The organism is Rhodococcus sp. ACS1 (assembly GCF_002300155.1).
Taxonomy (GTDB): Bacteria; Actinomycetota; Actinomycetes; order Mycobacteriales; family Mycobacteriaceae; genus Rhodococcus_F; species Rhodococcus_F koreensis.
In genome coordinates, this window is sequence record NZ_NSDZ01000011.1 from 458492 (window position 1) to 474690 (window position 16199).

Consider the following 16199-nt stretch of genomic DNA (forward strand, 5'->3'; position numbering starts at 1 on the left):
GGTCAGCGGCGGTTCACCAGCCGAATGGGTTACGGTCCGTGCCGGGCATCCACGGTCGAATGGCCACACCGAGCAGAGTACTGAAGTCCCAGGCCGAGACGGGATCACCAGCTGCTTGCCTACGGCGGCCGACTCGGTGCGGGCGTGTGGACGCAGTACGGTGCCGCCCTGTCCGATCCCATCGGGCGTGTGCACTGGGCAGGCGCGGAAACCTCCGACACCTGGAACGGCTACATGGACGGGGCGATTCGGTCCGGCTACCGAGCCGCGGCCGAAGTGCTGGCACAACTGAACTCGTGAGGCCGGCCGGGATTGCCGGTCAGGCCAGTGATGCCGCGATCGCCTCGGCGGCCGCGAAGCTTGCGTTGTCGAGTTCGTCGTCCACCGGTGTCGGGCACGACGACAGTTTCACCACCACGACGTCTCGGTCGAGGTCGATGTAGATGGATTGGCCGTAGATCCCCAGGCACAGCAGCACTTGCCGATCGGCGTGCGGCACCCAGAACTGGTTGCGGTACATGCCACCCGGCAGTGGCGTCGCGATCGGTGACTCGGCATACGCTGCACGGGAATCGGGCGCGCCGCGCAGGGCGTCCTCGATCCAGGATTGCGGCACCACCTGGTCGGTGCCGTTTCGTCCGCCGCATCGGAGCATCTCGCCGAACCTCGCCACGTCGCGGAGTGTGGCGGCGAGCCCGCCGTCGGCGAATACCGCTCCCGCGCGGTCCACTCCGGCATCCATGTCGTCCGAGGCGATCCGGGACCAGATCACACGCGACAGCAGCGACGGCATGCGCTCACCGGCGGCGCGTTCGCAGACCCACCCGAGTACGTCCGTTTCGCAGGATCGGTATTCGAACGGGCCACCGTGTGGGCGAGCAGCTTTCAGCATCGGAAGGAATCCATACATCGACTGCGGGACCCAATCGTCGACGCGCGGAACCCAGCCGACGGCCTGGTCGAGAAGGCGTACCTCGGCGCCGGGTTCGAGGTACTCCTCCGAGAATCGGATACCCGACCGCATGTCGAGAATGTGCCGCACGGTGGCTCCGGCGTAGCCCGAGTCGGCGAATTCCGGAACATACGCGGTGAGTGGGGCGTCGGGATCCAATGTGCCGGTCGCGATCAGGTTCGCGGCCACCGTGCCGACGATCGACTTGCTCACCGAGAACAGCATGTGGGTCCGGTCGGGGTCGAGATCGCCGGGATACAGCTCGGCGAGCACGGTGCCGCGGTGCAGGACCATGAAGCCGTCGGTGTAGGTGCGCTCGAGGATCGAACGCACGGTCTCGTTGCCGACGGGAAGATCGAGGTCGAGTGCGCCGTCCTCGGGTAGCCGCAACGGTGCGGGGCCTGCCGCGACTCGTGCCGTCGGCACCATCTGGCGCATTCGGCCGAAGGTGTACCGGTTGTGCGGGGGACTCTGCCAATCCGCGAGTGTGACAAGTGGTTCGGTTCCGATCATCATTTCCGGCCCTCGCTGATCTGTGCGGCGGCCACGACATCCTGCTCGTGGGTGAGGTTCATTTCGGGTGTCGGCCGGCGGAATCCGCGAGTGAGCCATACCAGGTAGACGATTCCGACGGCGAGCCAGGAGATGCCCGAGATCAGTGCGTGCTCGCTGAGCTGGGTGATCATGCCCAGCGTCACGGCTGCGCCGATCGCCGGCATCACGACGAAGCGAATTCTGCTCAGCGGCCGGGTCGAGCGATGGCGGACGTAGTAGGCGATGACGCAGAGGTTGACAGCGGTGAACGCTGAGAATGCGCCGAAGTTGATGAATCCTGTTGCAGTTTCGAGGGGCATGTTCATGCCGACGAAGCACATCGCGCCGGTCACCAGCACGCAGAAGATCGGAGTGCGCGTGCGGGCGTTGAGCTTCCCGAACAGGCGACGCGAGAGCACACCGTCCCGGCCCATGATGTACAGCAGTCGGCTCGAACTGAGCTGGACGGCCAGGCACGACGCGGACCCGGCGACGATGCCCGCGAGGTTCGTCCAATCGGCGTAGAACTGGCCACCGACGTCGACCGACATCGTGTACGCCACCGCCTGCGCGTCCTCGAAGACGCCGCCGGGGTGGACCAGCTGCATCACGTACGCGACGATGACGAAGATCAGGCCGCCGATCGCGACGATCCAGATTATGGCTCGCGGGATGTTGCGGGCGGCGTCCTTGGTCTCCTCGGCGAGAGTGGTGACGGCGTCGAACCCGAGGAACGAGTACGCCGCGATGGCCGCGGCGACCGAGATGCCGGACATCATGCTGTTCGAATTCCAGAACGGTTCCGTGTAGGACGCGACGGGGTTGCCCGCGACGAACTTGACGCAATAGGCGAAGAACAGCAACACGAGGAACACCGACACGGCGAGCAACACCCGGTTGATGCGGTCGGCGAGCGCGATGCCGATCACGTTCACGGCTGTCGTCAGACCCGCGTTGATCAACATCCACACCCAGATCGGGATGGCGGGGAACTGGGCGTTGAGCAGGATCGACTGTGCCAGCCACGCGACCATCGGCAGGAACAGGTAGTCCAGCAGGATGGCCCATCCCACCAGGAATCCGACCGACGACCCCAGGTTGCGGCGCGCGTAGAAGTACGCCGAACCCGACACCGGATAGATCCGGGCGAGGCGGGCGTAGCTCAGTGCGGTGAGCAGCATCGCCACCGTCGCGACGAGGAACGCGGTGGGCGCCGTGCCCGCGCTCGCCACGGCGATGACGCCGAAAATGATCATGACCAGGCTCGGCGCCATATACGACAGGCCGAATGCCACGACGGACGGAAGCGTCAGTCGCGGGGTCAATCGAGGTTCGTCCGTCGCTGTCGCGGCCTGCGAATCCGTCATGTGAATTCCTCCGTGGAGTGCTGTGATCGACCACACTAAACAGGCATCGCATCGGTGTTGTCAACAGCGTTGGCAGTTGTGTTGGCAACGCGGTCGGAAACAGGGTTTGCTACGGTGGACGCGGGAATCGAGGGGAGAACGATGGCAAAGGACTCGGCACCTGCGACGACGCCGCGGCCCTCCCGGCGGGAACGCAGGGGTGTGCAACAGGAGGCGGCCGTCGCGGCGGCATTCGAACTCGCCCGACGTGAAGGCGTCGGCGGGCTGACGATGCGACGGCTCGGCGAAGCGCTGAACGTGGACGCGAGCACGTTGTACAGGCTTTTCCGTGACAAGGACGAGTTGCTGCTCGCCGTCTACGATCACGCGACCGCGATCGAGCTCGACGAGATCGGCGAGGTGAACGAGGACGAGCACTGGCAGGACACGCTGCGGCGGATCGCCGACCGGATCTGGGCGACGGCGGCCCACTCACCGGCGATCGCCGCGCTGACGTTCGCGCGCACGACCGGCGGGCCTGCGGAGCGCCGGATGGTGGAGCTGATTCTCGACACGTTCTCGCGGTCCGGTCTGTCCCGGAGCGCCACCGTCCGGTACTACCGGGCGTTCGTCGATGCTGCGCTCGGGCTCGCGGGCCAGGTCGCCACACTCGCCACCCTGGACCCCGAGATCCAGGCGAAGGACGCGTCGTCGTGGACCCGCATCTACGCCCAGTTGCCCGACGGCGAGTACCCCACCGCCCGTGCCCACATCACCGAACTGACCAGCATCGATCGCCGCGCCGTCTTCGACGTGGTGATCGAGGCGATCCTGGCGGCGGCCGAACGCGAGAGCCGCGAAACCGGTCTGTGAGGCGCTGAGCGACGAGCTATGCCCGCGCGATCTCGCGCAGGTGCAGGCACACCTCGTCGATCGCCTGTTTCGCCTGCGCGAACACACCGATCTCGGTGACGAAACCGTGGAAGACGCCGGCATAGCGGGTCAGCGAGACGGGGACGCCGTCGCGCCGCAGCCGTCCGGCGTATGCCTCGGCGTCGTCCCGGATCGGGTCGACCTCCGCGGTCAGAATCAGGGCAGGCGGCAGGCCGCGCAGCGATGCGGCGCGCATGGGTGCCGCGAGGTGGTCGTCCGCCCGAAGTCCGGGGCCGACGTAGTGGTCCCAGCACCAGCGCGCGTCCACGGTGCTCAGCAGCGGCGCATCGGCGAATTCCGACCACGACGGCGTAGTGAATGTCCCGTCGACGGCGGGGTAGGCAAGGACCTGAGTCACGGGTAGAGGGCTGCGCTCGTCGCGTCGGTGCAGGCAGAGGGCGGCGGCGAGATTGCCGCCGGCGGAGTCGCCCCCGACCGCGATCATTCCCGGATTGATACCGAACTCCGATGCTGTCCCGGTCAGCCACGCGTAGGCGTCGACGCAGTCTTCCAGCGCTGCCGGGTAGGGGTTCTCGGGAGCCAGCCGGTAGTCCAGGGACACGACCGTCCATCCGGATCCTGCGGCGATCGCGCGACACAGCTCGTCGGCTCCCTCCAGGGTTCCCAGGACGAAACCTCCGCCGTGCAGATAGACGAGGGCGGGCGTGTCGCCGTCCGGAGCGGCACTGTTCGCGCGGTACAGGCGAGCCCGGATCGCACCTGCGCGGGTCGGGACGGTCAGTTGTTCGACACGGTCGAGCGGCGTGATCGGCTCGGCAGGTGGAGTCGTGTTCAGGAGCGCCCGGGCCTGCTGCGGTCCCAGCTCCCGGATCGGTTTCTGCAGGGCATGGGCGATCATCCGGGCCGCGGCCTGCGCATCGCCGTCGAGCAGATTCCACCAGGTGGGCGCGTCGTCGTTCATCTCGGAAACCTCGCAAGTCATTGACAACAAGTGATCTGTGCCTCACCATCATAGTCACGTGACCAAGACGTTTGACTGTGAAGGTCGCATTCCAACTGGGATCCGCTGCTGACGGTGTACCGCGCACATGATCTCGTCGAATCGAAAGGACTGAAGGATGACCGAAACGACGATCGGCCACGCGACATGCGAGGCCGACGCGGTCGACGGGGTCGACATCCGGATCGAGGACGATGCGAGTCCGATCGTCCGGCTGATCGGCCGCACGATCACCGATTCCGTCCGCGCGAACCGTGCGGATTCCGTCGTGGAGGGGGTGGAAGGCATCGTCGCGGTCCGCTCCCACGACACCCCGCAGGCTGCGACGATCAGCATCTCCAACGGTGTCGTCGCGGTGTCGAGCGGCGTGTTCACCTCACCCGACGTCACCCTGACCGTCGACCTCAACGCGCGGCTCGCCTCGGTCGGCGAGCCCGCGGGCGAAGGCGACCTCGTCGCAACGTCGCTGGCACTGCTGTCGCCGCCGCTGCCGGACTGGCAGGTTGCTGCGGAGGCGTTCTGGGCCGCGGCCCGGTCGGTACCGGGGATCCCCGACGTGCTCGTCGCGGTCGCGGACGGCCCCGACGGATTGGCCCAGCTGGTCGTCGGCGAGGGTGAGACGCACTATGTGATCGCCGGCCCCCCGGAGCTGCTGGCCGGGATCTTCTCGGGCGCCGACGATCTGATCGCCGCCCTGTCCACCGGTCTGATCGGCGTGCGCGGCACGCTCTCTCAGCTGTCGGTGCTCGTCGCCGCATCCTGGAAGGTTCGATACGATGTCTGAAATCACCGCCACCGCAACGGATCGCGATGCCGCCGTCCACACGGTCCGGCTCGAGGCCACCAATCACGATGGCTCGTTCCTCGGAAAGAACGTGGCGCCCAAGAAGTTCGCCGCGAGCGCGGGGTCGGGTTTCGCGTTCGCCGATCTCCTGTTCGGCCTCGATCTGGGCAACGACCCCACGTTTGGATTCGCCTACCCCGACTGGCGTGGGCACCTGGCCGACGTCCAGTTCCGGCCCGACATGTCGACGCTCGTGCAGTGGGAGCCCGGCCTGCAGTCCGTGATCGGTGACTACTGGCAGACCGACGGCACCCCGGTCGGGACCTGTCCGCGTAACCTGGCCCGAAAGCTGGTCGACCGACTCGCAACGCATGGTTTCACGGCCACCGTGGCGGTCGAGATCGAGGCGACCCTGTTCCAGGAGTCCATTCACGAGGCCCGCGCCAAGGGATATCGCGACCTGACGCCGCTCGGCGGTTCCGCTGGAACCGCGTACCACCTCGCGAAATCGAAGGACTGGGTCGACTACATGTCGGCGGTCGCCCGTCGCCTCGAAGAGATCGGCATCGAGTGGGAGGCGTGGAGCGACGAGGACGCGGCAGGCCAGGTCGAACTCAACCTGGTTCCCGGTGACCCGATCTCGGTGTGCGATGCCTGGGCTCGCGCCCGGCAGGTGATGCGCGAGGTGGCCTTCGAACTCGGTCACACCGTGACCTTCATGGCCAAGCCGACGGCCGGATACGGTCAGGCCTCGCACGTCAACCTGTCCCTGCAGCGCGACGGGGTCAACGCGTTCTACGCCGAGGACGGACCCTCGCCGACGATGCGGCACGCGATCGGCGGACTCCTCGCGACGATGCAGGGCGCGACGTCGATCGTGCTCCCACAGATCACCTCGTATCGCCGCCTGGTCGACCTGAGCGGCCCGCCGACGACGGTCACGTGGGGCATCAGCAACAAGACCACCGCGGTGCGTGCGGTGTGCGGGCATCCGGCGTACTCCCGCCTCGAGTACCGGGTTCCCGGTGCCGACGCGAATCTGTACCTCGCGGTCGCGGCCATTCTCGCCGGGGTGATCGCCGGCCTCGACGGCGCGATCGAGCCGCCCGAGCCGGTCAACGACATGGCGTGGTGTGCGCCCGATCTCGAGCGGTTGCCGAACTCCATCACCAAGGCGGCCGCCGCTCTCGAGGCAGATCCGATCCTGCGCGAACAACTCGGGGACGAGTTCGTCGACTACTGGGTGGGTACCCGCCGATGGGAGTGGATGCAGTTCCACACCGCGGGTGGCGATCCGTTCGCCGAGCTCTCGGAATGGGAGTCGGCGCGATACTTCGAGTTCCCGTGAGCACGGAGAACGCGACGCCGGGCACCATCCGGCCGCTGATCGGCATCACCGGCCGGCGGTTCCGGCTGGGGCTGGTCGATGGACTCGACAAGCGTTACGGCCACCTGTTCGCCGACGCCTTCATGTCCGACTTCTCGGATCGGATCGCCAGGGCCGGTGGCATTCCGGTGAACCTGCCCTACGATGCCGACCCGGAGGCACTCTGCCACTGGCTGGCGGGCGTGGTCGTGACCGGAGGCCAGGACGTTCATCCCGCGCGCTGGGGTGGCGACCCGTCAGTGGTCCGGGACGTGGATCCGCGGGACGATCCGATGGTCCACGACCCTGATCGGGACGAGTTCGAGATCGCTCTCGTGCGTGCCGCACTCGCCAGGCACATTCCGGTACTCGGGGTGTGCCGCGGCCTGCAGGTCCTGAACGTCGCTCTCGGTGGCACGCTGATCGCCGACCTCCCGCCCGGCTCCGTCGAGCACCTGTCGGTTTCGCCCCCGCTCACCGACGGTGCCGACGACCACAAGGTGACGTTCGAGCCCGGTTCGATCGCGGAACGGCTGTTCGGTGCCGGCGCGGTGACCAACTCGTGGCACCACCAGGCGGTCGACCGTTGCGGTACCGGCCTCGTGGTCACGGGTCGCGCGGCCGACGGCGTCGTCGAAGCGGTCGAGCTGCCGGGGGCCGCGGTGCTCGGTGTCCAGTGGCATCCCGAGTGGATGGAACGCGACGATCCGGCGCTGAGCTGGATCGTCGCCGAAGGCAACCAGCGGATCTGACCACAAGAGACTGTCGGCCGCCACCGAAAGGGGCGGCCGACAGCTGTCTTTCGGATCAGTGCGGTATCACTCCACGCTCACCCAGGACACGAGCGAGCGCAGGGTTGGCTGGGAGGAGACCGTCGACGCTCGGCCCACCGGCACGGAGGAAGCGCCGAGGTTCGTGGCCATCCACGCGTCGAGCACGCCGAGGGTGAGCTCGATCTGCGGCTCTGCCGATGTGCGGTCGGTAACCAGCCAGTTGAGCGCGAATCCGTCGGACAATACGGACACGATGTACGTCAGTTCGTCGATGGTTCTCGGGTCGACCGACTGGCCCGCAGCGGTAGCGGCGGCGTCGAGGATCGGCCGCATGGTCGCGAATGCCTCGTTGTACACCATCTCGGCCAGCTTGGCCTCCTGGCGCTGGGCCCAGCTGATCAGCTCGACGATCGCCGCGCCGAGATCGGGATTCGCCACGTACCACTCCATTACGCCGCGCAACAGTGCGCGGGCGACGGTCGCTACGTCGCCATGGACATCGTTGCGCGTCAACACCTCTCGATACTGCGCGTTGACGTACTCGAACACCGCCGCGAACAGCGCCTCCTTGGAGGAGAAGCAGTAGTGCAGCGTGGCCAGCGGAGCGTTCGCCTCTTCCGCGATGCGGCGGGTGGTGGCGCCGTCCACCCCGTGGGCGGCGATTACGCGTACGGCTGCCGCCACCAGTTCGGCGCGACGTTCGGCGGCGGGGATGCGAGCCATGCGTTCTCCTGTCTGGGCAGAGCTGAGCAGATGATCAAGTCGGTTCCCACGTTAGCAGTCGGATCGGAAAGCGAACTGGCGTATCGCCGAGGAGGACCGCCTCGAGCTGCAGGTAGTGCCATCAAATTTATGAGTCAAACATCTTGATCGTATGACTGACTTGACCTACGGTATGAGCCGGATCACACAGTCGTCGGCGTCCCTTCACTGCGACCAGCCCACTTTCGAAGGAACAGGCCCCTCATGACGACGAACGAACTCCCGCGCCTGATCACGAATCGGAGAAACCTATGACAGAGATCCACCCGCAAGCCGGACTCGCCAGTGAGGTTGTCGGTCGCCCTGCGCCGAACAAAGGAGTGCTCATCGGTGTCGGCACGCTGCTGATCGTCCTGACCAACGCCGTCATCTTCATCCTGCCGCCACTGCTGCCGATCATCCAGGCGCAGTACGGCCTTGCCACAGTGGCCGAGACGACGTGGCTGTACACGGCGCTGACCCTCGGCGGGGGAGCGGGCTTCATCCTGCTGCCGCGCCTCGCCGATCTGTACGGCGACCGAAACGCCTCCGTGGCGGCGTCCGCATTCCTGGCGGTCGGCGCGCTCATTCCCGCTGTCGGCGACTCCTATCCGACCCTCCTGGTCGGCTGCATGCTCATGGGCTTCGGTGGTGCGGCGCAGCTGCTTCCGCTCGGCTTCCTGCGTCGCAATCTCGGCGAGGAGGGCATCACGGTGGGCGTCGCGGTTCTGGTCGTCGCCACCGGTGTCGGCATCGTCGTGGGCATGATCGGCGGCGGCTTCATCGTCGAGAGCCTGTCGCTGCGGAGCTTCTTCGTCATCCTCACCGCAGTGTGCGCGGCCACGACCATTGCGTGCTTTGTCACGATCCCACATGCCCCGCCTTCCGAGCGTAACGGCCGCATCGCAGTACTCGGCACGGTGTGGATGATCGCGTGGGTCGCGGCGATCCTGCTGACTCTGACGCAAGGCCTCGTGTGGGGCGTCGCGGCACTCGTTCCGTTGGTGGTCGGCATCGTCGGTGGCATCGCATGGGTGCGCGTCGAGCGCCGGTCGACCTCGGCGGTGTTCGACGTCGCAATGATGAAGACGCCTCTGGTCACCGCGTCGTGCCTGTGCATCGCGTTGTTCGCAGCGGTGAACTCGGCCTTTCTGTTGCTGCTCAGCACGTACGCCCAGATCTCTCCCGAGAATCTTCGGCCCGAAGACTCCTACGGACTCGGGCTCAGCGCGCTGCAGACGGGCTGGCTCATGGCACCCTTCGCGGCGGCGTTCCTGGTCCGCGGAACCGTGCTCGACCGCGCCCTGCTCAACGGCCGTGGTGTCCCCGTCTTCGTCATCGGAGCGCTCACCAGCGCATCGGGGCTGGCCTGGCTCGCCCTGGCGCACGACCAGCAGTGGCAATACCTCGTGGGCGCTGCCGTCATGGGGCTCGGGACCAGAATCGGCTACGCAGCCGGCTTCACCATGGTGCAGATGGCAGTGCCCGAAGAGAAGGCCGGGATGGCGGCCGGTGTCGCCGGCACGTCCATGGCCGTGGGTTTCGCCTTCGGCACGGCACTCATCAGCGGCGACCTCAGTGCCTCTTTGGTTCCGGTGGTCGGCACCGGCCTCGAGGTCGCGGCAAAGGGCCTCTACGGCACCGGCTACTGGCTGTCGGGAGTTCTCGCCCTGCTAGTCGTGGTGACCGTGCTGATCTCACGCGCCCGGTCCGGTCGACGCGTCGACAGCGCCGTGTTCTGAATCAGTCCCACGCCTGTCTCCACGCTCGGCGTCGAGGGTGCGTCACTCCACGCTCACCCAGGACACCAGCGAACGCAGGGCGTCTTCGGGTGACGCCTTCGCGGCCGGAGCCGCCGGTCTGGGCACATCGCCGACGTTGGCGGCCATCCACGCGTCGAGGACACCCAGGACGAGCTCGATCTGCAGCTCGGCCGCTGTACGGTCGGTGAACACCAGCCAGTTGAGCGCGAATCCGTCGGACAACGTGGACACGATGTAGGCCAGTTCGGCGATCGTTTTCGGGTCGACCGACTGGCCCGCATCGGTCGCGGCGGCCTCGAGGATCGGCCGCATGGTCGCGAATGCTTCGTCGTACACCATCTCGGCCTGCTTGCCCTCCTGGCGCTGGGCCCAGCTGATCAGCTCGACGATCGCTGCGCCGAAATCCGGATTCGCCAGGTACCACTCCATCACGCCGCGCAACAGGGCGCGCGCGGTGGTCTCGATGTCACCTTGGACATCGTTGCGCGCCAGCACCTCTCGATACTGCGCGGTGACGTGTTCGAAGACCGCGGCGAACAGCACCTCTTTCGTGGCAAAGCAGTAGTGCAGCGTGGCCAGCGGAGCGTTCGCATCCTGCGCGATGCGGCGTGTGGTCGCGCCGTCCACTCCGTGGGCGGCGATCATGCGCACGGCCGCCGCCACCAATTCGGCGCGACGTTCGGCGGCGGGAATGCGGGCCATGCATTTCTCCTGTCGAATCAGATGTGAACGACTGATCAAGTCAATGCAAACGCTACCAGTCGGCTGGGCGGGCGAGCTGCCTCATCGCCGAGATGGGAACCTCACGACTCGCAGCGTTTATAGTCATACGATCATTTGCCTTGATCATATGACTATGTTCTTCTACGCTATGACTGAGCCCACTGCCCGGCGCCATCGCGATCGGAGGGGCACGAGCGCACCGCGAAATGCGCCGTCACGACATGAGATCGCGAGCAGCACCCGCATCAACACCGCATCGCACCCGACAAGTCTGAAGAGGATGACCATGACCGGAGTCGACTCAGTTCGACTGGAACGTGTACCAGCCCTGGCCCGGTTGGCGCAGGACCCGCCGATCGACACCCTCGTCGGCCTGCTGGCGATCCAGGCCCTCAGGTATCCGGACCGCGAGTTCCTCCGGTTCACGGAAGGGTCGTGGACCTTCGGCGAGATCGACGACTGGACGTCACGCCTGGCGCAGCGACTTGTCTGCGAGGACGGGGTCCGTGAAGGCGATCGGGTCGCGATCATGCTGCCCAATGTGGTGCAGTGGCCGGTCGCCTGGCTCGCGATTCTCGCGGCCGGCGGCGTCGCGGTGCCGATCAATTCGTCATATCGGCGCGCAGACCTCGAATTCGTGCTGCGGGATTCCGGCGCCAGGGTGATGTTCACCGACGCCGAACACACCCCACTCGTCGAACAGGTGCGCGCCGCGAACGCCGATCTGGCCGATGTCCGGATCGTCGAAGCCGCCTCGTGCGACGAACTCGCGCAGTATCCGGCGGACAGGCCGGGGGTCGCCATCTCCGGCGAGACGCTCGCGAATCTCCAGTACACCTCGGGCACTACCGGATTCCCGAAGGCGTGCATGCTGACCCACGACTACTGGGTTCGGTTGGGGTGGGTCTGCGCGAGCGCGGCAGGCCTCGGGGCCGACGACGTGGCGCTCACCTCGCAGCCGTTCTCGTACATGGACCCGCAGTGGAACACCTCGCTGTGTCTCACGATCGGCGCACCGCTGGTGGTACTGCCCCGGTTCTCCGCCTCGGGTTTCATGGCGGACGTCCGCAGGCACCGGGCCACATTCTGCTACGTGCTCGGCTCGATGCCCACGCTGCTGTTCAAGCAGAAGCCGAGTCCGCAGGACCGGGACAACGACCTACGCCTCGTGCTGTGCTCGGCAATCCCCGTCGCGCTGCACGCTGAGCTCGAACAGCGTTGGGGTGCACCGTGGCGGGAGATCTTCGGGATGACCGAAAGCGGGGTCGACCTGGTCAGCTTCCCCGAGCGGACGGCCGACGTCGGCAGCGGGCGGCTGGGGCAGCCGGTTCCCACGAAGCAGGTCCGGGTGGTCGATCCGCGGGGCGCGGAGGTTGTCGAGGGAGAATCCGGCGAGCTGATCACCTCGGGCAGACCGATGATGCTGGGCTACTGGAACCGGCCCGAAGACACCGCGCAGGTCCTGCGCGACGGCTGGCTGCACACCGGCGATGTCGCGGTCCGCGAGGCGGGCAGCTACCGCCTGGTGGGCCGGATCAAGGACATGGTCCGCCGCGGCGGCGAGAACATCGCGAGCGCCGAGGTCGAACGCGTCCTGGAGCGCGACGACACCGTCGTCGCGGCAGCGGTGGTCGGCGTCCCGGACGAGCTGTTCGGCGAGGAGGTCAAGGCTTTCGTGCAGCTGGCCACCGGCGTCGAAGAGAGCCGCGGAACCGCAGAGCGAATCGTCGACGGCGCGCGAGCCCAGCTGGCACGCTTCAAGGTTCCGCGCTACGTCGAGTTCGTCGCCGATTTCCCGCGCACCCCGTCGGAGCGTGTGTCGAAGCCGGTCCTGAAGGCGCGTTCCGCAGAACACCCGCGCACCACCTACGACCTGCAACCGCCGCGCACCGTCCGCAGCGGTAGCTGAGGAGCCGGACATGACCGAGAACTACCTGGACGTGCACATCGACCGTGACGTCGCGGTGCTCACACTGAACCGTCCGGCGAAGCTGAATGTGATGGACGTGGCCACCCGGGTGAGGTTCGCGCAGACGATCCGCCGGTTCGGGACGGGTGACGTCGTCCGCGGGATCGTGCTCACGGGTGCGGGTCGGGCGTTCTCCGCGGGTGAGGACCTGCAGTCGGTGCCGACCAGCTACGACGAGATTCACGAGGCCTTCGCGACGTTCCACGACATCACCCGCGCGATCCTCGAGACGAAGGTCCCCGTGATCGCGGCCGTGAACGGGATCGCGGTCGGCGGCGCCTCGGAGATCACGTTGTGTTGCGACTCCCGGATCGGCACTCCCGCCGCCGAGTACTACCAGCCGGAGAACCACCGCGGGATCATCATCTCGAACGCCTCGAGCTTCCTCCTGGGTCGCCTGGTTCGGAACCATGCGATGCGAATCATTCTGGCCTCCAGCCGGATCGATGCGGACGAGGCTCTGCGGATCGGGCTGCTCGACGAGATCGTGGCCCCGCAGACACTGGTGGACCGCGCGGTCGAGGTGGTCGGGCAGTGGAACTCCGATCCCCGTACCACCGCACTGCACCTGGGTCTGCTGCGGCCGCGGCCCGAAGACATCGAGGCCGCGTTCGCCCGCGAAGACGACGCCGCCCGCCACTCGTGGGAGTCCGGCGCCTTCACCGAGGGCATCGAGGGCTTCTGGGCATCGAAGAACGCGGCGCCGACGGCGCCCACGACGAGCAATTGAGATCGGAGACAAGAGTGATCACCACCGAAGCAGCACTTCTCACCGCGGTGAACGAGCCGCTGGAATTCACCGAGATCCAGGTCGACGACCCGGAGCCCCACGAGGTCCGCGTCGCGGTCTCCAACGTGGGCCTGTGCCACAGCGACCTGCACTACATGACCGGAACCGTGCACGCCGACCTGCCGGTGGTGGTCGGGCACGAGGTGGCGGGCATCGTCGAGTCGGTCGGCTCCGCGGTGACCTCGTTGCGTCCGGGCGACCGCGTCGTCGGCGCCCTCACGCCCTCGTGCGGGTCGTGCCGCAACTGTCAGGCCGGGCACTCGACGCAGTGCCAGCGCGCCTCGCAGATCCGGCAGCGGCCCCGGCCCGCTTTCCAGCGGCCGGGAGGCCGGGTCGTGGAGCGGCTCGGCGACATCGGCGCGTTTTCCCGCCACACCCTGATGCGGGAGAACTCGCTGGTGACGGTGCCCGACGAGGTGGGGCTGCACGTCGGGTGCCTACTGTCGTGCTGCATCATCACCGGCGTCGGTGCCGTCTTCCGCGGCGCGCAGGTACGCCCCGGCGCCACCGTGGCCGTGATCGGTTGCGGCGGTGTCGGGTCGGCCATCATCCAGGGCGCGCGGCTCGCCGGTGCCTCGGCGATCGTCGCCGTGGATCTCGACGATGCACGGCTCGCGGCGGCGCGGACATACGGTGCCACGCACACCGTGAACGGCGCGGCCGATGTCCCCACCGAGATCCGGAAGGTGCTCGGCGACGGGGTGGACTACTCGTTCGAGGCCGTCGGCTCCGCGCGCACCGCGGCCACCGCGCTGTCGGTCTTGCGCGCCAGGGGTACCGCATGCTTGGTGGGCATCGCACCGGACGGCACCGACCTCACCGTTCCCGCGTCGGATTTCTTCTTCGGCGAGAAGCGCCTCATCGGCTCGTACATGGGCTCCGGTCAGGCGCACGAGGACATCACCCAGTTCGCGCGTCTGTACCTCCAGGGCAGCCTGCTGCTCGACGAGATGGTCAGCGACGTGATCCCGTTCCGCGAGATCGACAAGGGCTTCGAGGCGATGAAGTCGGGCGAGGTGACCCGCATCGTCGCCGACCTCACCGTGTGACCGCACCGACCCCAACCATACCCACGCACCGAAGGAAGACGCGGATGTCGAACCCTCAACTGCCCCAGCCGATCAACTACATCGCCGACGAGTGGTCCGAGTGCCGGACGATCCCGGACGCGTGGAATCTCGACCCCAACACGGGCCGGCCGGTTCACCGCGCCGTCACCACCGGTCCGGACGACGTGGAGCGCGCACTGCGGCATGCCGAGCGGGCGTACGGCTTCGAGCGCTGGGACGACGCGGCGAGCGAGGAACGCGCGGCGGTCATCGAGCGTGCGGCCGACGTCGTCGAGTCCTTGATCGAGGACATCGCTCGAACCGATGCCCTCACCAGCGGCGTCCCGATCGCGAAGGCTCGGATGGTCGCGCAGTTCCTTCCGCACCGGATCCGCTCGTCCGCTGCGGATCTGCGCGCCATCCCGCGTCGCACGGCGCTGGAGGCCGGTGGCCGCGACGTGCGGCTGTACAAGGTTCCGTGGGGCCCCGCCGCCATCCTCACTCCGTGGAACGGCCCCAGTTTCATCCCCGCCGCGAAGATGGTGAGTGCCCTCGCCGCTGGTTGCCCCGTCATCCTCAAGCCGTCCGAGCATGCGCCGAGCAGCGCCCAGATCATCGTCGAATGCTTCGTCAAGGCCGGGCTGCCCGACGGTGCGCTGCAGCTCGTCCACGGCGCGGGCGACGTGGGCGCGGCGATCACCGGCGATCACCGCGTGAAGATCGTCTCGTTCACCGGCGGCCCGAACGCCGGCCGCGCGATCGCCCGCGCGGCCGCGGAGGACTTCAAGGTGCTCCAGCTCGAGCTCGGCGGCAACAACCCCGCCCTCGTGCTGGACGATGCCGACATCGACGTGGCCGCCGACGGGATCCTCGACGGGATGACCAAGCTCAACGGTCAATGGTGTGAGGGCCCCGGAAAGGTGCTGGCGCACAAGAGCCTCGTCGAGCCGCTCCTGGAGTCGCTGCTCGATCGCATCGCCCGCATCGGCATCGGGCACTCGCTCGACGAGAACACGCAGCTGGGCCCGATCTCGAACGCCCCGCATTTCGCCACGCTGCAGAGCCGGATCGAAGGGCTGCGGGCCCACGGCGGGACGATCCATCAGCCCGCAGAGCTCCCCGCACTCGACGGGTTCTTCCTTTCCCCCACAGTCGCTTCGGGAGTCGACGCGTCGATGGCGACCGCCGAACTGTTCGGGCCGCTCGTCAGCCTGCACGCCGTGGAGTCCGACGAGGACGCACTGCGCGTCGCCAACGCGAACCCTTCGGGTCTCGACGCGTACGTGTTCGGTGGCGACCTGGACCGCGCCATCGAGGTCGGATCCCGGGTGCGGTCGGGCGAGGTGCGGGTGAACGGTGCCAAGATCGCCGATCTCGCCGACGGTTCGGCGCAGAGCTTCTGGGGTGCTTCCGGAATCGGCGGTCATGCCCCCGGTGAGTCCGTCCGGGTGTTCTGCGGCGATCGCGTGGTCGGCGTCGATTCACCCGACCTCCCTCTGTAGCGATCGCGTCTAC

At 67.4% G+C, this 16199-nt stretch carries 14 protein-coding genes and 1 pseudogene; 10 read left to right on the forward strand and 5 right to left on the reverse strand.

Translation table 11 applies throughout. The features are described 5' to 3' along the window. Positions 1-120: 120 nt before the first annotated feature. Positions 121-300, forward strand: a pseudogene (locus CJ179_RS43585) (FAD-dependent oxidoreductase); the annotation flags it as partial. A gap of 19 nt (positions 301-319) precedes the next feature. On the opposite strand, the gene CJ179_RS43590 reads toward CJ179_RS43585, so the two are convergent. Then, positions 320-1465 (reverse strand): serine hydrolase, encoded by a 1146-nt coding sequence (locus tag CJ179_RS43590; RefSeq protein ID WP_218834922.1) that lies wholly within the window; start codon positions 1463-1465, stop codon positions 320-322. Further along, on the reverse strand, positions 1465-2853 hold the full coding sequence (locus CJ179_RS43595) for an APC family permease (protein WP_095865549.1): 1389 nt from the start codon (positions 2851-2853) through the stop codon (positions 1465-1467). The genes CJ179_RS43590 and CJ179_RS43595 overlap by 1 nt, the downstream gene beginning before the upstream one ends. Positions 2854-2994: 141 nt before the next feature. On the opposite strand from CJ179_RS43595, the gene CJ179_RS43600 reads away from it, so the two are divergent. Then, positions 2995-3705, forward strand: coding sequence for a TetR/AcrR family transcriptional regulator (locus CJ179_RS43600; RefSeq protein WP_095865550.1), 711 nt, complete (start codon positions 2995-2997; stop codon positions 3703-3705). A 16-nt stretch (positions 3706-3721) separates the two neighbouring features. Here CJ179_RS43600 and CJ179_RS43605 read toward each other — a convergent pair whose 3' ends face one another. Next, complete coding sequence (locus tag CJ179_RS43605) at positions 3722-4687, reverse strand: alpha/beta hydrolase (RefSeq protein WP_095865551.1); 966 nt, start codon at positions 4685-4687, stop codon at positions 3722-3724. 157 nt (positions 4688-4844) lie between these two features. On the opposite strand from CJ179_RS43605, the gene CJ179_RS43610 reads away from it, so the two are divergent. Genes CJ179_RS43610 through CJ179_RS43620 form a run of 3 tightly spaced genes read left to right on the forward strand, consistent with a single transcriptional unit; the run spans position 4845 to position 7628 of the window. Then, positions 4845-5510: a hypothetical protein gene (locus tag CJ179_RS43610; protein ID WP_095865552.1), complete on the forward strand. Its 666-nt coding sequence runs from the start codon at positions 4845-4847 to the stop codon at positions 5508-5510. Continuing rightward, entirely contained in the window at positions 5503-6858 is a 1356-nt protein-coding gene (locus CJ179_RS43615; RefSeq protein ID WP_095865553.1) for a glutamine synthetase family protein, read from the forward strand. Before CJ179_RS43610 ends, CJ179_RS43615 begins: the two co-directional genes overlap by 8 nt. Beyond that, positions 6855-7628, forward strand: coding sequence for a gamma-glutamyl-gamma-aminobutyrate hydrolase family protein (locus CJ179_RS43620; protein WP_095865554.1), 774 nt, complete (start codon positions 6855-6857; stop codon positions 7626-7628). The genes CJ179_RS43615 and CJ179_RS43620 overlap by 4 nt, the downstream gene beginning before the upstream one ends. A gap of 66 nt (positions 7629-7694) precedes the next feature. Here CJ179_RS43620 and CJ179_RS43625 read toward each other — a convergent pair whose 3' ends face one another. Next, a complete protein-coding gene (locus CJ179_RS43625; protein ID WP_095865555.1) occupies positions 7695-8372 on the reverse strand; it encodes a TetR/AcrR family transcriptional regulator in 678 nt (225 codons plus the stop codon). A 290-nt stretch (positions 8373-8662) separates the two neighbouring features. Between CJ179_RS43625 and CJ179_RS43630 the strand changes: the two genes are divergently transcribed. Next, the gene (locus tag CJ179_RS43630; protein WP_095865556.1) at positions 8663-10132 is read left to right on the forward strand and encodes an MFS transporter; all 1470 of its coding nucleotides are present in this window, start codon (positions 8663-8665) and stop codon (positions 10130-10132) included. A gap of 42 nt (positions 10133-10174) precedes the next feature. Here CJ179_RS43630 and CJ179_RS43635 read toward each other — a convergent pair whose 3' ends face one another. Beyond that, positions 10175-10855: a TetR/AcrR family transcriptional regulator gene (locus CJ179_RS43635; RefSeq protein WP_095865557.1), complete on the reverse strand. Its 681-nt coding sequence runs from the start codon at positions 10853-10855 to the stop codon at positions 10175-10177. Between the two features lie 307 nt (positions 10856-11162). Between CJ179_RS43635 and CJ179_RS43640 the strand changes: the two genes are divergently transcribed. From CJ179_RS43640 to CJ179_RS43655, 4 genes are read left to right on the forward strand one after another with little or no spacing between them, the layout of a single operon-like run. Then, positions 11163-12785 (forward strand): class I adenylate-forming enzyme family protein, encoded by a 1623-nt coding sequence (locus CJ179_RS43640; protein ID WP_257016104.1) that lies wholly within the window; start codon positions 11163-11165, stop codon positions 12783-12785. A gap of 10 nt (positions 12786-12795) precedes the next feature. Beyond that, positions 12796-13575 carry an enoyl-CoA hydratase/isomerase family protein gene (locus CJ179_RS43645; protein WP_072943688.1) on the forward strand — a complete coding sequence of 260 codons (780 nt, stop codon included), beginning with the start codon at positions 12796-12798 and terminating at the stop codon, positions 13573-13575. Positions 13576-13589: 14 nt separating this feature from the next. Further along, a complete protein-coding gene (locus CJ179_RS43650) occupies positions 13590-14684 on the forward strand; it encodes a Zn-dependent alcohol dehydrogenase (protein WP_095865559.1) in 1095 nt (364 codons plus the stop codon). 44 nt (positions 14685-14728) lie between these two features. Beyond that, positions 14729-16186 carry an aldehyde dehydrogenase gene (locus CJ179_RS43655; RefSeq protein WP_095865560.1) on the forward strand — a complete coding sequence of 486 codons (1458 nt, stop codon included), beginning with the start codon at positions 14729-14731 and terminating at the stop codon, positions 16184-16186. Positions 16187-16199 lie beyond the last annotated feature (13 nt).

Excerpts from the sequence above, each read along its gene's own strand:
- CJ179_RS43615 (WP_095865553.1), top strand. The coding sequence starts at position 5,503 with ATGTCTGAAATCACCGCCACCGCAACGGATCGCGATGCCGCCGTCCAC.
- CJ179_RS43625 (WP_095865555.1), bottom strand. The coding sequence starts at position 8,372 with ATGGCTCGCATCCCCGCCGCCGAACGTCGCGCCGAACTGGTGGCGGCA.
- CJ179_RS43590 (WP_218834922.1), bottom strand. The coding sequence starts at position 1,465 with ATGATCGGAACCGAACCACTTGTCACACTCGCGGATTGGCAGAGTCCC.
- CJ179_RS43640 (WP_257016104.1), top strand. The coding sequence starts at position 11,163 with ATGACCGGAGTCGACTCAGTTCGACTGGAACGTGTACCAGCCCTGGCC.
- CJ179_RS43595 (WP_095865549.1), bottom strand. The coding sequence starts at position 2,853 with ATGACGGATTCGCAGGCCGCGACAGCGACGGACGAACCTCGATTGACC.
- CJ179_RS43605 (WP_095865551.1), bottom strand. The coding sequence starts at position 4,687 with ATGAACGACGACGCGCCCACCTGGTGGAATCTGCTCGACGGCGATGCG.
- CJ179_RS43655 (WP_095865560.1), top strand. The coding sequence starts at position 14,729 with ATGTCGAACCCTCAACTGCCCCAGCCGATCAACTACATCGCCGACGAG.
- CJ179_RS43630 (WP_095865556.1), top strand. The coding sequence starts at position 8,663 with ATGACAGAGATCCACCCGCAAGCCGGACTCGCCAGTGAGGTTGTCGGT.
- CJ179_RS43610 (WP_095865552.1), top strand. The coding sequence starts at position 4,845 with ATGACCGAAACGACGATCGGCCACGCGACATGCGAGGCCGACGCGGTC.
- CJ179_RS43600 (WP_095865550.1), top strand. The coding sequence starts at position 2,995 with ATGGCAAAGGACTCGGCACCTGCGACGACGCCGCGGCCCTCCCGGCGG.
- CJ179_RS43635 (WP_095865557.1), bottom strand. The coding sequence starts at position 10,855 with ATGGCCCGCATTCCCGCCGCCGAACGTCGCGCCGAATTGGTGGCGGCG.
- CJ179_RS43645 (WP_072943688.1), top strand. The coding sequence starts at position 12,796 with ATGACCGAGAACTACCTGGACGTGCACATCGACCGTGACGTCGCGGTG.